Here is a 16,879-nt window from a genome sequence, read left to right on the forward strand (position 1 = left end):
ACCAACAGGCTGAGAGGAACATCCCAAGCGGCTTTTGCCATCGCTCATCGGCAGTTCCAACGTCGACTTTTTCAACACTATCCGGACAAAGCCGCCGTTCAGTTTTTGGGTGGTTCGAAGGGATCCGGCGTTCCTGGTGGGATTGGAGGGTATTCCTCGAAGGTTGCAATGTGCTCCTGCAACTGCGGCAGCGCCTTTTCGGCCGCCCATGTGTGTGGGAAGAGCACGCTTTCGCGCTCATGGGGATCATTCAAAAGGTTGTAGACCCTTGGTGTGTCGAAAGACTCCGTCGCTCCAAAAGCCGTTGTGTTCTCTTTGAACAGAACTTTCCAGTCCTTCCATTTTACGCCGAATATCTGCTCACCCATGTAGACGATCACGCCTTCTCGGTTTGAGTTTGGTTGGGCGCCAAGAAAGAACTTTGACTGGTCGATGCCATCAAAGGCCCTGTCTTCAGGCACCTTGCCCCCTGCAAAAGCCGCAAGTGTCGGATAGAGATCCATTGAGTGGACAACATCGTTGCTTTCTGAACCGGCAGGGATCTTTCCCGGCCACTTGATTGCAAAGGGTACACGCATGCTTCCTTCGAGGCTGGTGAACAGAGTGCCGCGCCAAGGCCCGGCAGTCCCATGTACCGCAGGAACCGGCGAGACGTTGGCATTTCCAACCGGAAGAGCTTCGGGGCCGTTGTCAGCGGTGAATATCACCACGGTGTCGTCGGAAACGCCTGCCGCTTCAATCGCATCAACGATGCGTCCGATATAGCTATCTGTTTGAAGCAGAATGTCAGCCCAGACGCCGTTTCCAGTGGCGCCATCAAACTCCTCGGACGCGATATTTGGATAGTGGGTCTGCGTATATGCAAGATAGATGAAAAACGGCGCATCTTCGACACTCTTCGCTTCGATAAAGTTGATAGCCTTTTTCGTCAGTTCGCCATCTATCTCGCCGCGATAATCCAGATCGTAGTCCCGCGCGATGGTTGCTGGCTCGCCTGCAACACCCTGCATCACAACAGGCTCTTCCATGTTGGCTTCAGCAAATCCCGGAAGCGTGCGCCAGACTGTAACGTCAGTGGTCTCAACTCCGTAAAATTCGTCGAATCCTTGATTCGTTGGATAGCGTCCTTCGGTCCAGCCAAGGTGCCACTTGCCGTACATGGCCGTGTTGTATCCTACATCCTTTAGCATCTCAGCCATTGTGATTTCCCACTGAGTTAAGCCGTAGACGCCGCCGCCCAGTGGGACCGTGTGGTTGCCGCTTCGGATACCGTATCGTCCTGTCATGGTCGCTGCACGGGACGGCGTGCACTGGCTTTCCACGTTGAAGTTTGTGAGTCGTAACCCTTCCGCAGCGAGGGCGTCCATCTCGGGAGTCGCTGTGCCACGGATAATGCCGCCACCGTTGAAACCGGGCTCACCCCAGCCAAAATTATCTAGAAATATGAATACGATGTTGGGTTTATCTTGAGCAGAAGCAACCGTGGCAAACAGAAGAGTTAAGGCCAGTAGGAATGTTCGCGATAACCATTTCATAACAACGACTCCAGTCAAGATCACGGATCCAAGACTGAAGAAGCAAGTCACCAGTCGTCAAGAGCATCCATTTGTAGCGGAACTTTAGCACAGCGGCTGAACGTCAAAGTTACGCGCGAAGCTGCGGTCCGGGAATAGTCGAACCTCCCCCGGGATTTCTAATGCCAAACTAAGAAAAACCGTTGTTTTCCTTGACGAACAGCCACGTCAGATGTTGGCATGGGCTGGCATTCAGCTCGGCTGGGAGGTTCAAATGAAGTTTTTTCTGACGACATCAACAGCAATAGTTTCCGCAGCATTCATAACAAGCTCTTCACATGCTCAAGAGGCCGCAGAAGGTGGGCAAGTTGGAGAGATGACCATATCAGTTGATGATATGCGTGAACCCGCGCCTGCTGATTTCTCACCTTATGCGGGTCGAGATTTTCCTACACGCCCATTGTGGGGTGACACTCACCTGCACACGTCAAACTCACTCGACGCCCGCGGATTTGGTGTCATTCTGAGCCCCGACGATGCCTATAGGTTTGCACGTGGTGAGGAAGTCACCACATCGCACGGCCTGCGCGTGAAGCTGTCGCGCCCGCTCGACTGGCTTGTTGTATCCGATCATTCTGATGCCATAGGTGCAATGAATGAAATCATCGCGGGAAATTCCACGCTGATGCGCGATGCAACGCTCCGAGACTGGAGCGAACGGCTTAACGCGGGCGGAGACGTTGCACTTGGAGCCACTATGGAAGTCATCGAAACCTTTGCTGGCATCACCGGCGAGGCACTTCCCGAGGCTGTCGCAGATCGCAGGTTCGTACAATCCGTATGGGACGAGTTCACACAAACTGCGGATCATCACAACGCCCCCGGCACATTCACTGCGTTCATTGGATACGAATGGACGTCCACCGAAGCTGGCAACAACCTCCACCGTAACGTGATTTATCGAGATGATGCCATTCGCGCCCGGCAAATGCTGCCCTTCACAACCGCAGAAACCTTTAATCCGGAACGGTTATGGGACTGGATGGAAACATATGAACAAGAGACTGGCGGTCGTGTACTCGCCCTTGCCCACAACGGCAACGTCTCTAACGGTCTAATGTTCCCAGTCGAAACTAACCCGGAATCGGGTGAACCGTTGACAGCAGACTACGCAGAACGGCGTGCGAAGTGGGAACCAATGTACGAGATCACCCAAATCAAGGGTGACGGAGAAACGCATCCGTTTCTCAGCCCGAACGATGAGTTCGCGGACTATGAAACCTGGGATAAGTCCAATCTGGGTCCGACACCCAAAGAAGATTGGATGCTGCAATACGAGTATGCCCGTGAGGCTTTGAAGAACGGTCTCAAACTAGAGGCTCAGCTCGGCACCAATCCATACAAGTTCGGAGTAGTGGGCTCGACTGACAGCCATACGGCGTTGGCCACGGCGGAAGAAGACAATTTCTTTGGCAAACACTCTGGCGTCGAGCCGGAACCTGGCCGTTGGCAGCATGTCGTTGGCGAGTTTGATGCCTTGAGGATTCTCGGGTGGGAAATGGCAGCCTCTGGCTATGCAGCGGTCTGGGCTCAGGACAACACACGCGAAGCCATATTCGACGCCATGGAACGGAAAGAAGTTTACGGGACAACCGGTAGTCGCATCGCGGTTCGTTTCTTTGGTGGCTGGGATTTTACGGAAGCTGATGCAAGGTCTCGTTTGCCCGCAGATATAGGATATGAAAAAGGAGTTCCGATGGGTGGGGACCTCGCAGGCGCGACAGAAGGCGCGGACGCCCCAACTTTCTTGGTCGCTGCGCTGAAAGATCCGTTCTCCGGCAATCTCGACCGTGTTCAGATTGTGAAAGGTTGGCTAAATTCCAGCGGCGAAACCGAAGAGCGGGTCTATGACGTGGCTTGGTCGGGAGACCGAGAACCCGATGCGGACGGCAACTTGCCAGCAGTGGGGAACACCGTGGATGTTGCAACGGGCACATTTACCAATTCCATAGGGTCTCCAGAGCTGATCACTGTTTGGACCGACCCTGAGTTCGATCCTTCAGTGCGGGCTTTCTACTATGCCCGTGTCTTGGAAATTCCTACACCGAGGTGGACAATTTACGACTCCGTTCGGTTCGGAGACGAACTTCCCGCGGAGGTTCCGACGTCAACGCAGGAACGCGCGTACACTTCGCCAATTTGGTATACGCCCGAGAACTGAAATATACCTAATCCGACGTCGTTGCGTTAAAAGCCCGGCAGTTCCTGTCGCAGCAACACTAGGCTAATGTGTTCATACGAACATCCGCTTAGGGCTTGATGCGGACGTTGGCCGAAAAATCGCGCATGACCACTATGCGGACAAAGCCGTCATTTACCGTTTATACGAGAGTTGTTAAGCTGTCATCCATGTGGCGTTCCGTGCAACACCAGCGCCCAATTACTATTGTTTGCGGGGGTGAGGCTATTTCCATCCCTTCCCGAGACGCAACACTTGCCTACTTTGCGAATTCAACTGCGGCTGCTGGCATTTCGGGCAATCTGCTCTTTTTCATGTTCTGGGTGCCTGGCATTTTGCATCGCGGTTGCGTGCGTTGCTGATTTTTCAGAAACAGTTTGTTTCGAATATATTAATTGTCAAATTTGATCCGGTGAACGACGTCAAACGTAAGCCCTATATCGAAACAAATGGGGGCTAAAAATGAAAAAGCTTTTCGTACTTTCCACTACCGCGCTCATCGCGTTCACTGCACCTGCCATGGCTAACGGTAATTCCGATGCCGCGAAAAATATGGCGGACACTCTTTCCAGTACGCCGGGAATTGGAGCTGCCGCACCGTCGGTCAGTGGTAAAAACGCTATCGATGGTGACACGAGTGATAGCGGTTGGGGCAACGCCGGCAGTCGTGAGGTTTCGGGACAGCAAGTCTCTCGCGGAAAGAAATAATAAACCACCTTCGTCGCAGTCTTTATCGAGCGATTGTGGGGAGCGGAGGCTTTGCCGGGCCGGGCCGCGGAAGCATCACCAAGTTTTCAATGACAGGGAAGGGCTGGGAATTGCCGTTTGCAATGCAGCGATCATCGGTGCTTCGTCCGCGAGGCAGCCTTTCGTACTCGTTCCAATGAACGGCCATCACTCAACCGGAGATGGCTTCACATAAAACCGCCACTGCGATGTTCGCAGTTTGTTACGGCACATTCGTCAACTTTGGGTTGCGGATAGCAGGTGGTTCAATTGAACTTTTTGCGTCCGTACTGTGCTTCCAACATGTTGACTGAAAGATGGGGATTGTCCACTTCTAGAGCAGCCGGATAGGAAACCTTTCGCAAGCTCTACTCAAACAACAAAGCGCCGTTTAGGTCAAAATGCTTCGGGAACATTGCGCGCAGAAATCGAAAAACAATTCTCATTGCTTCGTCGCGATCAAATGAATCCGGGTGGAGTAGGTAATCGGTCCACATGCCTTCCAGCATTGCGAGTGTGCCGTGCGTGGCATCCCTAGCAACTTGATTAGTGTGTTCGGTTCCAGCTTCTTTCGCAATTCGAGCGAAAGCGTTGAAAACCAGATTACGAAGCTTAGCATCGCGGGTATCTGAAAACGCAGCGATTGCTGCTCTGTTTCGGGCCTCGCCACGAAACGCGTACCAAATGGAAACGTTTTTCTTATTGAGAATGGCCTCACTCAAGTCGCCCCGAACAATCATCTCGATATGCTCCTGCCCGGTTTGCCCGGTCGTTTCCAACAAGTCATAAATGCCATTGTAGTATTGTTCGGAAGAGTGGCGGGCGGCTTCGTCAACCAAGTTATCCTTGCCACCAAAATGAAGGTGAATCATGCCACGGGATAGCTCGGCACGTTGAATAATTTCGCTGACTGAGGTCTCGGAAATCCCTTTCTCTGCGACCGAATCGAGTACTGCCTCGATCAGGGAAAGGCGATTTCGTTCGCGTATTTCTTGTCGTCTTCCAGTCATTTGATCAGGCGTCTCTGTTTGTTTTCAGTCTCTTGCAGTGTCCTTTAGTGGCCGGTGTGAAATTGGCCAGCCCCGGTGGCCAAATTATCTGTTGACACAACTAGTCCAAAAATTCCAGATTTAAATGGACGATTGTCCATTTTGTTATCGACATGTCGCGCCACCGAAAACGAAGCTCAGCAGGGAAGCATGGCCGGAGTACTACGAAGTGAAACGGGCAAGGGCCTGGCACTGAGCGCGCCTGCGACACTCTACGTGGGGCTGCTTGTAGCTGTGCCCCTTTGTATTCTTGTCGCCTACAGTTTTTGGACCCAGACATATGTCGAGATTGACCGGACATTGACCTGGGCGAACTACGAAGAGGCATTTACCGATCCCTTGGTTCGACACCTAATGATCCGTTCGGTCGCAATTGCGGGTGCGGTGACATTGGCAACGGTTTGTCTGGCCTATCCGATTGCCTACTTCATCGCGTTCCGGACACAGAAGAAGACCCTCTGGCTGTTGCTGATCACTATTCCATTTTGGAGCAGCTACCTTCTGCGCGTGTTCAGCTGGAAGCTAATTCTTGGCTTCAACGGGGTGCTGAACTCAGCGCTGATTTCACTTGGTTTGATACAAGAGCCGCTGACATTCCTGCTCTACAACGAGTTCGCCGTCGTCCTGACACTCGCCCACGCTTGGGCGCCGTTTGCGATCCTGCCGATTTATGTGTCGCTGCAAAAGATCGATCGCAGCCTGTTGGAGGCTGCAACGGATCTAGGTTGCAGCAAACTCGAAAGGTTTGTCCGCGTGTCTCTGCCCCTCACAGTTCCGGGTATCATCGCGGCCTGCCTGATCATTTTCATTCCCACGGTGGGTGATTACGTCACTCCAGCCTTGGTCGGAGGTTCGCAGGGCAAAATGGTGGCGAACTTGATCCAGGTGCAGTTTGGCGCCGCCAACAACTGGCCGTTGGGTGCAACCCTGTCTCTGCTTGCCATGCTTTCGGTTGGCTGCGTTGCAATCCTGTTCGTGGTGGCCGTCACCGCATTGGGCCGGAGGATCAGATGACCAAGGTCATTCGTATCCCATGGTTGGCTGTTTACGCGATCGCCTATCTGGTGTTTCTGTATCTGCCAGTACTGCTCTTGCCGCTGTTTTCGTTCAATGACGGAACCATCGTGGCTTTCCCTCTGAAGGGTTTTACGCTGAAATGGTACGCGCAGTTGGGTCAGCAGGACACGCTGCTACAGGCTATGGTGAATTCTCTGATCGTCGGCAGCGTGACTGCCCTGATGGCAACATCTCTGGGCCTCTTCGCAGCTCGCGCCTATGTTCGATATCGTTTCGCGGGGCGTGAGTTATCTGAGGGACTGGTCATGCTTCCACTGGTCATTCCCGGCATCATCGTGGCCAGTTCGATGTTGGTTCTTTTCATCAGCATGGGCTTGAAACCATCGCTGACCACCGTGATCCTCGGGCATGTGTTCGTGGCGTTGCCCTTTTCCGTATCGATCATGAAGTCTGCATTTGACGATTTCGACCAATCCTTGGAGGAGGCCGCGTTCGACCTGGGTGAAAGCGTTGTAGGAACGTTTCGGCGCGTCACTCTGCCAATCGTCGCGCCGGGCATCATCGCCAGCCTTTTGGTCACGTTTACCGTGTCTTTTGACGAGTTCGTCCTGGCATTTTTCTTATCCGGGAACAGCCCGACATTGCCGGTCTATATCTGGAGCCAAATTCGCTTTCCGGCAAAGCTGCCCAACACGTTGGCGCTGGGATCGCTGCTTTTGCTTTCTTCCGTTCTGCTGTTGTTGATTGCCGAATACTTCCGCCGCCGTTCCATCCAATCCTCCGATTGAAGCCAAAGGAAACAAGTAAGATGAGCGAACAGAACATCATCGAGATCAAGGGCGTCGAAAAACGCTTTGGTTCCTTTGTGGCTGTGTCCGATCTGAACCTGACCTTGAAAGAGGGTGAGTTCTTTTCGCTGCTTGGCCCTTCGGGCTGCGGAAAGACAACAGCCTTGCGCATCATCGCGGGTTTTCAAGATCACGAAGAAGGCGAGATCCGGATCGATGGTCGAACGATGGGAGAGGTGCCTGCCAACAAGCGTCCCACTAATATGGTGTTCCAAAGCTATGCGATCTTCCCGCATCTGAATGTCGGCGACAATGTTGGCTTCGGATTGCGCAAGACAAAGCTCTCGCGGAACGAAATCAAGGAACGCGTTGCCGAGGCGCTTGAGATGGTTGAGCTTGGCGGCTTGCAGGACCGCAAAGCCAATGAGCTGTCGGGAGGTCAGAGGCAACGTGTAGCGCTTGCCCGAGCGCTAGTCATGCGGCCTAAAGTGTTGTTGCTCGATGAGCCTTTATCCGCATTGGACAAAAATCTGCGCGAGGCGATGCAATTGGAAATGCGCCGTCTTCAGCAGAAGCTTGGAATTACTTTCGTCATGGTCACGCATGACCAGTACGAGGCGATGACCATGTCCGACCGCATCGGCGTCATGTTCGCCGGGCAGCTCAAGCAGGTCGACAAGCCCGAGGTCCTTTATTCCCAGCCTTGCAACCGTGAAGTGGCCTCTTTCATCGGCGGAATGAACTTTCTGGATGCCGAGGTGACAGCTGAGAACTCTGAATCGCTGGAGGTTAATGTTCAAGGATTTGGGCAGATGACAATCGGGGTGAACCCCAACGTTCAGGTGCACGATAAAGAGCTTCTGGTCGGCGTTCGGCCCGAGCAATTGGAGATCAGCGCGGAAAAACCGGATGGTTACGATGCTCTTGTTCAGGGCGAGGTGTCCGACGTCGCCTTCTATGGTGAAAGCGTCCACTATTATGTACGGGTCGATGGTTTGAAGGACAGCATAGCCGTCGCCGTACCAAACTACTTTCACACAGTCGATCACAGCCGGGGCGATACCGTCTGGCTGGGCGTTCAAAGCGCCTCGGTGATTGACTTGGGTAAACGTGAATCTTTGGGAGGAGAGAAATGAGTAAAACAGCATCACTTACGGCAGCATTGATTGCCACCTTTACGGCCAGTCAAGCTCTCGCCAATGCCGCTGATCTGACCGTTTTTGACTGGTCCGGATATGAGGATCAGGGTTTCTACGGCGACTATGTCGAAAAGTACGGCGGCGCGCCCAGCTACACCTATTTTGGCAGCGTGGAAGAAGCGTTCACCAAGCTTCAGTCTGGGTTTGAAGCCGATTTGGCACACCCCTGCACAGACGCCCTGAGAAAATGGGTAGCGGCAGACATGATCAAGCCGATCGACACCAGTAAGCTGGAGAATTGGGACAAACTGATGCCCAAGATCAAAGAGGTCGATGGCATCACCATCGACGGGCAGACCTACATGGTGCCGTTCGAATGGGGCAATACTGGCCTTATCTATCGAACCGATATGATTTCGGCTGACGATGTTTCGCTGCAATTGCTTGCCGATCCCGCCTATCAGGGCAAAGTCGCCATTCCGGACGCCGCTTCCAGTGCCTTTGCAATGGCGGCATTAGCAACTGGCGCTTCCAGCTATACCGATATGAGTGACGAGGAGTTTCAAAAAGCAGCGGACTATCTGCGGGCGATTCATCCCAATGTGCGCTTTTATTGGTCTGACGCCGGCCAACTGGATCAGGCAATTGCCAGCGGTGAGGTCACGCTGGGTTGGGGATGGAACCAATCGGAACTGAACCTGATCTGGAACGAAACCCCAGCGGTCATGATGCGTGATGTGGACAAAGGTATCGCAACTTGGGTCTGCGGTTATGTGCATCTGAAATCTGCCAAGCAGTCGGATGAGCAAGTCTATGACATGCTGAACGCGCTTAGCTCTGCCGCAAGCGGTAAATACATCATCGAAAGCTGGGGATACGCCCACGCCAACGAGGACGCGTTTGCCCAAGCTGACCCGGAACTGATCGAAACCTACGGGTTCTCGGATGTGGACAGCTTCTTTGAAGGCAGCCTGTTCTTTGATGCGGTTAACCCTGAGCTGGAAGCCAAGATGTTGAAGGAGTTCGAGCGCATCAAAGCTGGCTTCTAAGGACGGCTATACAACACAGCCGGGAATGGTGGGGACGTAGGAAACCTTCCATTCCCACGAAACTATTTCCGATTTTCTTGGAGGAAGCGCGGCAATGTCAGGCGCTGAAGGATACTCTGTACTCTTCGAACCGGTTCAAATTGGGCCAGTGACGGCTCGAAACCGGTTCTATCAAGTGCCCCACTGCAACGGCATGGGGCATCTGCGACCGCAGGCCGAAGCCGCCATGCGGGCAATGAAGGCCGAAGGGGGGTGGGCCGTCGTGTCCAATCAAGAAACGGAAATTCACCCGACTTCCGACCTGTCCCCCTTTGCCGAAAACCGACTTTGGGATGAACGGGATATCCCGGCGCTACGTCTTATGACCGATGCGGTGCATGGAAAGGGCTCCTTGGCGGCCATTGAATTGGCTCACAACGGCCATCATGCGCAAAACCATTTGAGCCGGGCACCTTTGTTGGCGCCGTCAGAACTAGCCTTGCAAACCGCCTATCCCAAGCAGGCTAGGGCGATGGACAAAGCGGACATTCGCGAATTCCGCAAGTGGCATCGCGCTGCGGCTCGTCGTTCGCGCGAAGCAGGATTCGATATTGTGTATGTTTATGCCGGGCATCACATGACCCTGCCGCATCATTTTCTGCTGCCACAGTTCAATGATCGGACGGATGAATATGGAGGTTCGTTGGAGAACCGGGTGCGTCTGACCCGGGAGATTCTGGAAGAAACCAAGGAAGAGGTTGGAGATGATTGCGCCATTGCCCTTCGGTTTGCGGTTGATGAAATGCTCGGGTCAGAGGGGATGCAAGCGCAGGAAGAAGGCCGTGCTGTAGTCGAAATGTTGGCCGAGCTTCCAGACCTTTGGGATGTTAACGTAGCGGATTGGAGCAACGATTCCGCGACGACCCGGTTCGAGCCCCGCGACGGCTTTCAGACCTCATATATCGAGTTTGTGAAACAAGTGACCTCCAAGCCTGTTGTGGGCGTCGGGCGTCTAACTTCTCCGGACTTGATGGCGTCACTGGTCAGGAAGGGCATCCTTGATTTTGTCGGCGCGGCGCGACCATCCATTGCTGATCCGTTTCTGCCCAACAAGATCAAGGAAGGTCGCATCGAAGAAATCCGCGAATGCATTGGTTGTAATATCTGTGTTTCATCCGACTCTCTCGGCGTCCCCATACGCTGTACCCAGAATCCAACTATGGGCGAAGAGTGGCGGAGGAAATGGCATCCTGAGATCATTGAGCGTCGGGTAAAAGAAGAAGCTGCTCTTGTTGTCGGCAGCGGACCAGCCGGACTTGAATGCGCCATGCAATTGGCGCGGCGAGGCTACGAGGTAACTCTGGCTGAGGCAAAGCAAGAGCTTGGCGGCCGTGTGCTGCAGGAAGCTGGCCTGACCGGGCTATCCGCTTGGAAGCGCGTGACAGATCACAGAATCTACGACCTGCAACAACGCGGAAACGTTCAGCTGTTCACCGACAGCCCTTTGTCAGCCAGTGAAGTCGTCGAGCTGGGTATTCCGAACGTTTTTGTTTCAACTGGCGCAAAATGGCGACGAGACGGGCGCGGGAAATCTGCATTTCACGGTGTATCAATCGGTTTAGGTTCTCGGGTTTTTACTCCAGATGACATTATGACCGGGGTCGTGCCGGAGGACGGCCCGGTTGTGGTCTACGATGATGATCAAGCCTATCTCGGTGGAGTCTTGGCCGATCATTTGGCTCAAGCCGGGCGAGAGGTTTTCTTTGTAACACCGGCCTCACTCGTTTCGCCGTTTACCGAATTGACGTTGGAGCAGACTAAAGTGCAACGAAGTCTGTTGGAAAAAGGCGTTCACCTGAACCTGTCCCAGACCTTGGCCAATGTCGCGCCCGGTCAGGTGACATTGCAGTGCGTCTACACGGGACGAGAGAATTCCATTGAATGCAGCTCCGTTGTGCTGGTGACGCAGCGAATGCGAGAAACCACCCTTTACGACGAGCTGTGCGGTACGAATGCGGGTTTGCTGAATACGTTGGAATTAATCGGAGATGCCGCCAACCCTGGCTTGATCGCGGATGCTGTGTATTCGGGTCACATGGCTGCCCGAAATTTCGAACGCAACGCAGACGACATCGACCGCGAATTTTTCCGCCGGGAACTCGTTTCCTTTGAACCTGCGTGAGGTGCGCCATGCCAAAAGATGACTTGCAAGTAATGCGCGACTTGATGGGCGCACAGAGGGAAGGCTTCGCCTTGCCCCGTCACTTCTATACGTCTCAGTCAGTATACGAGAACGATATCAGTACGTTCTGGAATCGTAACTGGATCTGGGTCGGTCATGTTAGTCAGGTCGCTGAACCGGGCGACTATTTCCTGTTCGACTATGGGCCCGAGTCCATCATCATCGTTCGGGATCGCGAGGGCGAGGTGCGCGCGCATCTGAACGTTTGCCGTCACCGGGGATCGAGGGTTTGCATTGAACGGAAAGGCAAGGCACGCAATTTCATTTGCCCCTATCATGCGTGGACTTTTGACCTGAACGGCAAGCTACGAAACGGACGATCAATGGGGTCGGATTTCGACCCGGGCCAATACGGATTGTTCCCGGTTCAGGTGAAGATATTCCAGGGCCTGATATTTGTCTGTGCAGCTGAAGACGCCCCGCCGCTAGATGCTGCATTGGAGCGGTTGGCCCCACTGTCAAAACCGTTCGACTTTGAAAACCTGAAGGTCGCTCATGAAGCCTCATACCCAGTTCCAGCAAATTGGAAACTGGCGTTGGAGAATTACCTGGAATGCTATCACTGCGCCCCGTCTCATCAGGACTATTCGCGCAGTCATTCGTTGAAGGATCCTGCTCAGGTTCTGGAGTTCGGCGGGGCTCTTCATGAGCGGATGGGAGAAGTCGGAGTTCCCTTGGAGGAGCTAGATCTGACAGGAGAAAACGCGCTCGCGCCGGGTGCAGATGTCTATTGGCGCCGCTATCCGTTGTTTCCCGGCTATGTGACCGGCAGCAAGGATGGAGCGCCTCTGGCGCCGCCTTTGGGTGAACTGAAAGGTCACGATGGAGGTGCCACCGATCTGGGGATCGGGACACTGAACTACTTCCTTGTTTATGCAGATCACGTTGTTGGCTACCGATTCGTCCCGCGCGCCCTGCAGGAAACGGATATTCAGATCGTCTGGTATGTGCGCGGCGACGCTCAAGAGGGTCGTGACTACGATAAGGATGCGTTGACATGGCTCTGGCATGTCACTTCGCTCGATGATGAGCGGATCATACGACACAATCAGGAAGGCGTGAACTCCCACCACTTCGTGCCGGGACCGCTGTCCGAGATGGAATGGAGCATTCCAGGCTTCTATCGCAATTACTTCAGCATGATCTGACACGCTGAGAATTCGGAGAAATACCATGACAGAGTTAACGAAGCGCAGATCAAGACGGCGCGGGGGTGGACGTGAAGCACGAGCCGCCGTGCGAACCAGCAACGTCGCTTCGCAAGCAATCTGGCCGGGCATTTCGGGTGGCAGATATAAGCCTCTTTCAGACGCTGACATGTCGCGCATTCATGAAGCCGCCCTTGGCATTCTGGAGCGTACGGGTGTCGGTGATCCAACGCAGGAAGTTCTTGATCTCGTGCTGCCCAAAGGGGCAGCGGTGAACGAGCATGGTAGGCTGTGCTTCCCTCGCGCGTTGATGGAAGATCTTTTGGCCAAGACGGCCAGCGAATTTTACGTCCATGCACGCGGATCTCGGGCCGGTAAGGACGATATGCACTGCACCAAGGACAAGGTGTATTACGCAAACTCCGGCACTGCCGTGACAACTTTCGACGCGGAGACTCGCAGTTACCGGCCTTCAACGCTCAAGGACATTTACGACTTTACCCGATTGGTTGACCGGCTCGACAACATCCACATGACCGGTGATACGGTTCTGGCAACGGATGTGCCGCAGGACTACGAGCACGATATGAGCATGCTCTACGCCATCTTGGCGGGTAGCGAGAAGCCATCTTGCCTGACGTTCCGTACGCGCGAGCATATTCAGGACGCGATCCATCTGTTCGATCTGGCGTCCGGCGGGGAGGGTAAATTCCTTGAAAAACCCTCGGTGATTTTTGGTGGGTGTCCTATCGTTTCACCACTCAGATTCGGGCGGGAAAATCTGGAGATCCTGATTGATACAGCGAAGATGGGGCTTGTTTGCGATCTGGCCGTACCACCGCAGGCCGGGGCTACGTCTCCTGCGCCTTTGGCCGGTACGCTGGCGCAGGCGGTGGCAGAGACCTTGTCATGTGTGGCCATCGCCAATTTGATCAATCCGGGGACCCCGGTGGTCTTTGCAGCCTGGCCGTTTATCACTGATCTGCGCACTGGATCGTTTACAGGCGGCAGTGGCGAACAGGCGTTGATTTCAGCCGCTGCTATTCAGATGGGCAATTTCTACAACCTGCCGACCAGCGTCGGATGCGGTATGACCGATTCCAAGATCCCCGATGCACAATACGGTCTAGAAAAAGCGCTGACCTTCGCTTTGGCGGCCCATGCCGGGGCCAACCGGCTCTGCGAGTTTGGTGGAATGCTCGGCAGCCTGATGGGCTGTAGCTTTGAGTCAATGGTCATCGACAATGAGGCTGCTGGAATGATCTCACGAACGCTTCGCGGGATCGAGGTGAGCGACGACACGCTTTCGGTCGATGTCATCCATGAATGTGCAATCGACCCCGGGCATTTCCTCGGCAACGCTCAAACCTTGCAGTACATGGAAACCGAGTATGTCTACCCGTCCCTGTTAGACCGAGAGCTGACTGACACCTGGGAGAAAGCAGGTCGTCAGGACATGTTCGAACGTAGCCGATCCGTTGTGGATGACATTCTGTCCAATCACTACCCGAATTACTTTGGTAGCAAGGCGGATGAAGAGGTTCGGTCTAGGTTTCCGATCAAATTGCGCCGTGAGGTAATGCGCGCTGGGTAAGCGCTGCTAAAGGAAGGGCAGGCTTCGCGGTTGTGCCTAAGCTTTGAATACGCCTTGGCGCGTCAGGTCGTCGGTTGCCAGCCGGATTCCTTTTTCAAGGATGTCAAACATCTCGTTTAACTCGTCCTCCGTGATGATCAGCGGAGGGGAGAACACACACATGTTTACGATGGGCCGCAGGATCAGCCCGTTTTCCTGGCAATGGTGATCAATCATCGCACCAACCGACTTATCTAGATCCAATAAATTTTCGGCTTCTGCATCCGCAACGCACTCAACGCAGCCAACCAGACCCATTCCACGGGCATCACCGACCAGCGGCAAATCGGCCAGAGCCTGCAGGCGCTCTTCGAACAGCGGAGTGATTGCGCGGACATGTTCCAGAATACCGTCGCGCTCCATGATCTCGATGGTTTTCAAACCTGCTGCCGCACTCACCGGATGGCCGGAATAGGTGAAGCCGTTTGAAAACGTAGCGTTCTGTGCGTTGTCTCCGCTCACATCTGCAATCAACCGTTCTGAGATGATGCAGGCTCCCATGGGTATATACCCAGACGTCATGCCCTTGGCGCAGGTGATGATATCAGGTTGAATTCCAAAGACGTCTTCGGAGGCAAACCAATGTCCAAGCCTCCCGAAACCGGTCACGACTTCGTCTGAAATATATAGGACATCGTATTTCCGGCAAATTTCCAGACAGCGCTGATGATATCCTAGCGGAGGCACAATGACGCCACCAGAGCACAATATCGGTTCGGCGATAAAAGCAGCGACCTTGTCTGCGCCGGCCTGTAGGATCATGTTTTCCAGATCCGCTATTTTTTCGTCCAGAAAGTCGTCGACCGTCTGATCGGTGCGACGCGTATACGGATTCACATTCGGTAGGAAGCGCGTCAGGTGGCTTGCCTGGTCCAACCACCCCTTGTCGCGCTCTTTTCCGGAAACTGAGGCCGCCAAATAAGTCGATCCGTGATAAGCTTTCTGTCGCGATATCACGATTTTCTTTTCAGGTTTTCCCAGCAGGTTATTGCGAAACTGTACAAACCGCAGTGCGCTGTCCACGGCCGTTGAACCACCTGTCGTGAAGAACACATGGTTCAAATCGCCCGGCGTTCTCTTGGCGATTTCATGAGCCAACCGGGCCGGAGTTGAGTTGGCGTTGTTGAAGGGCGAAAAATACGCCATCTCTTTTGCCTGCTGAGCCATCGCATCTGCAATCTCGGTGTTTCCATAGCCCAATTGAATGCACCACATGCCAGCAGGGCCGTCTATCAGGCGCTTTCCGTCCTCTGTCACGACGTGAACGCCAAGCCCACTTTCGGCGAAGGTCCGTTCGTTTTGGCCAAGATATGCCATGCCTTCCCACGGGTGCAGAAAGTTCTCGTTGTCCCAATTGCGTATGGATTGAAAGTCGGAGTTCGAAAGGGTCATAGGGCACCGTTATGTAACATATATCACAAAATGAACAAACATTCATTCAATGTCAATCCTTGAACCTCTGCTCTGTTAAGTGCGAAAAGGTCAAGAAAGAGCACCCCAGCGAAGGACAAGCAAAATTACTCTCGAGCCCGATACCCCAGCCAACGCACGGGAACTCAGCAGGTTGCAGAACCGAAATCAGCTGATCCAATCGGCTGCGGACGCCATCTATAAATACGGAATTCGCGGCACAACCGCGGCAAGAATCCAGGAGTTGTCGGGATTGTCGCAAGGGATGGTAAACCTACACTTTGGTTCCAAGGAAAAGCTGCTGCTTGCGGTGGCTGAGGATCTATCAGTCCGCTACGCGGGGCAGTGGAAGGCCATCGCATTCAATCCAGAGTTAGCCCCCGCAGACAAACTAATCTCTATCATAAAGGCAGATTTCGACCCCTTGGTCCTTAATGCAAGGGACGTCTCGATCTGGTTTTCCTTTCGGGCTGAAGCGCTCTCGAACCCACACGTATTTCCTTTCATCGACTCGCGAGACAAAGGTTTCCGCGCGGTGACCCTGGAGCTGTTGGAGCAAATAAAGGTCGAAGGCGAGTACGAAGACGTAGACATCAAACTTGCAACAGACGCGTTGGTTGCTTTGTTGGAAGGGCTTTGGACCGACTACCATTTGCACTCAGATATCTTCAAACCCTCGGAGGCTCTGAAGATTTGCCTGTTTGTGCTGCAGTCGGTGTTTCCAAAACACTTTAGCACTCAGTCGATCCGCGGGTGAAGGTGACTTAAGTGACTAGGGACTAACCACGGGCAATCACGAATCCGTCCGCGTCTCGTGGTTCAATCGGCGCAAGTCGTTGATCATTGCTTTCCAGACTAGTTTACTTTCAGTCAGAATAGGACTGAAGCTGCGGAAGCGATAGCTGAGAGGAAAATCTTTGCGTCGCAACTGGCAAAACCTGTGCGG

Annotated in this window: 13 protein-coding genes; 10 read left to right on the forward strand and 3 right to left on the reverse strand. The window is 53.8% G+C overall.

Annotated features, from left to right (window positions below):
* Positions 1 to 98 precede the first annotated feature (98 nt).
* Complete coding sequence (locus ACR0JR_RS17790) at positions 99 to 1,535, reverse strand: arylsulfatase (RefSeq protein WP_480457242.1); 1,437 nt, start codon at positions 1,533 to 1,535, stop codon at positions 99 to 101.
* A gap of 253 nt (positions 1,536 to 1,788) precedes the next feature.
* Here ACR0JR_RS17790 and ACR0JR_RS17795 point away from each other — a divergent pair, with 253 nt between their 5' ends.
* Together ACR0JR_RS17795 and ACR0JR_RS17800 are read left to right on the forward strand one after the other, a co-directional pair.
* A complete protein-coding gene (locus ACR0JR_RS17795; protein ID WP_480457243.1) occupies positions 1,789 to 3,735 on the forward strand; it encodes a DUF3604 domain-containing protein in 1,947 nt (648 codons plus the stop codon).
* Between the two features lie 480 nt (positions 3,736 to 4,215).
* Entirely contained in the window at positions 4,216 to 4,461 is a 246-nt protein-coding gene (locus tag ACR0JR_RS17800) for a hypothetical protein (RefSeq protein ID WP_480457244.1), read from the forward strand.
* Between the two features lie 386 nt (positions 4,462 to 4,847).
* Here the strand turns inward: ACR0JR_RS17800 and ACR0JR_RS17805 are convergent, their stop codons facing one another.
* On the reverse strand, positions 4,848 to 5,489 hold the full coding sequence (locus ACR0JR_RS17805) for a TetR family transcriptional regulator C-terminal domain-containing protein (RefSeq protein WP_480457245.1): 642 nt from the start codon (positions 5,487 to 5,489) through the stop codon (positions 4,848 to 4,850).
* A gap of 189 nt (positions 5,490 to 5,678) precedes the next feature.
* Between ACR0JR_RS17805 and ACR0JR_RS17810 the strand changes: the two genes are divergently transcribed.
* From ACR0JR_RS17810 to ACR0JR_RS17840, 7 genes are all read left to right on the forward strand, one after another.
* On the forward strand, positions 5,679 to 6,542 hold the full coding sequence (locus tag ACR0JR_RS17810) for an ABC transporter permease (RefSeq protein WP_480457246.1): 864 nt from the start codon (positions 5,679 to 5,681) through the stop codon (positions 6,540 to 6,542).
* Positions 6,539 to 7,333, forward strand: a complete 795-nt coding sequence (locus ACR0JR_RS17815; protein WP_480457247.1) for an ABC transporter permease — start codon at positions 6,539 to 6,541, stop codon at positions 7,331 to 7,333. Before ACR0JR_RS17810 ends, ACR0JR_RS17815 begins: the two co-directional genes overlap by 4 nt.
* A gap of 20 nt (positions 7,334 to 7,353) precedes the next feature.
* The gene (locus ACR0JR_RS17820; RefSeq protein WP_480457248.1) at positions 7,354 to 8,469 is read left to right on the forward strand and encodes an ABC transporter ATP-binding protein; all 1,116 of its coding nucleotides are present in this window, start codon (positions 7,354 to 7,356) and stop codon (positions 8,467 to 8,469) included.
* Complete coding sequence (locus ACR0JR_RS17825) at positions 8,466 to 9,521, forward strand: extracellular solute-binding protein (RefSeq protein ID WP_170475601.1); 1,056 nt, start codon at positions 8,466 to 8,468, stop codon at positions 9,519 to 9,521. Before ACR0JR_RS17820 ends, ACR0JR_RS17825 begins: the two co-directional genes overlap by 4 nt.
* 94 nt (positions 9,522 to 9,615) lie before the next feature.
* Positions 9,616 to 11,682, forward strand: coding sequence for an oxidoreductase (locus ACR0JR_RS17830; RefSeq protein WP_480457249.1), 2,067 nt, complete (start codon positions 9,616 to 9,618; stop codon positions 11,680 to 11,682).
* A gap of 8 nt (positions 11,683 to 11,690) precedes the next feature.
* On the forward strand, positions 11,691 to 12,890 hold the full coding sequence (locus ACR0JR_RS17835; protein WP_480457250.1) for an aromatic ring-hydroxylating oxygenase subunit alpha: 1,200 nt from the start codon (positions 11,691 to 11,693) through the stop codon (positions 12,888 to 12,890).
* Positions 12,891 to 12,915: 25 nt separating this feature from the next.
* Positions 12,916 to 14,484 carry a trimethylamine methyltransferase family protein gene (locus ACR0JR_RS17840; protein ID WP_480457251.1) on the forward strand — a complete coding sequence of 523 codons (1,569 nt, stop codon included), beginning with the start codon at positions 12,916 to 12,918 and terminating at the stop codon, positions 14,482 to 14,484.
* Between the two features lie 36 nt (positions 14,485 to 14,520).
* Here the strand turns inward: ACR0JR_RS17840 and ACR0JR_RS17845 are convergent, their stop codons facing one another.
* Entirely contained in the window at positions 14,521 to 15,915 is a 1,395-nt protein-coding gene (locus tag ACR0JR_RS17845; protein WP_480457252.1) for an aminotransferase, read from the reverse strand.
* Positions 15,916 to 16,087: 172 nt separating this feature from the next.
* On the opposite strand from ACR0JR_RS17845, the gene ACR0JR_RS17850 reads away from it, so the two are divergent.
* Positions 16,088 to 16,690, forward strand: coding sequence for a TetR/AcrR family transcriptional regulator (locus tag ACR0JR_RS17850; protein WP_480457253.1), 603 nt, complete (start codon positions 16,088 to 16,090; stop codon positions 16,688 to 16,690).
* Positions 16,691 to 16,879 lie beyond the last annotated feature (189 nt).

This window comes from Ruegeria sp. AA3, assembly GCF_056542905.1.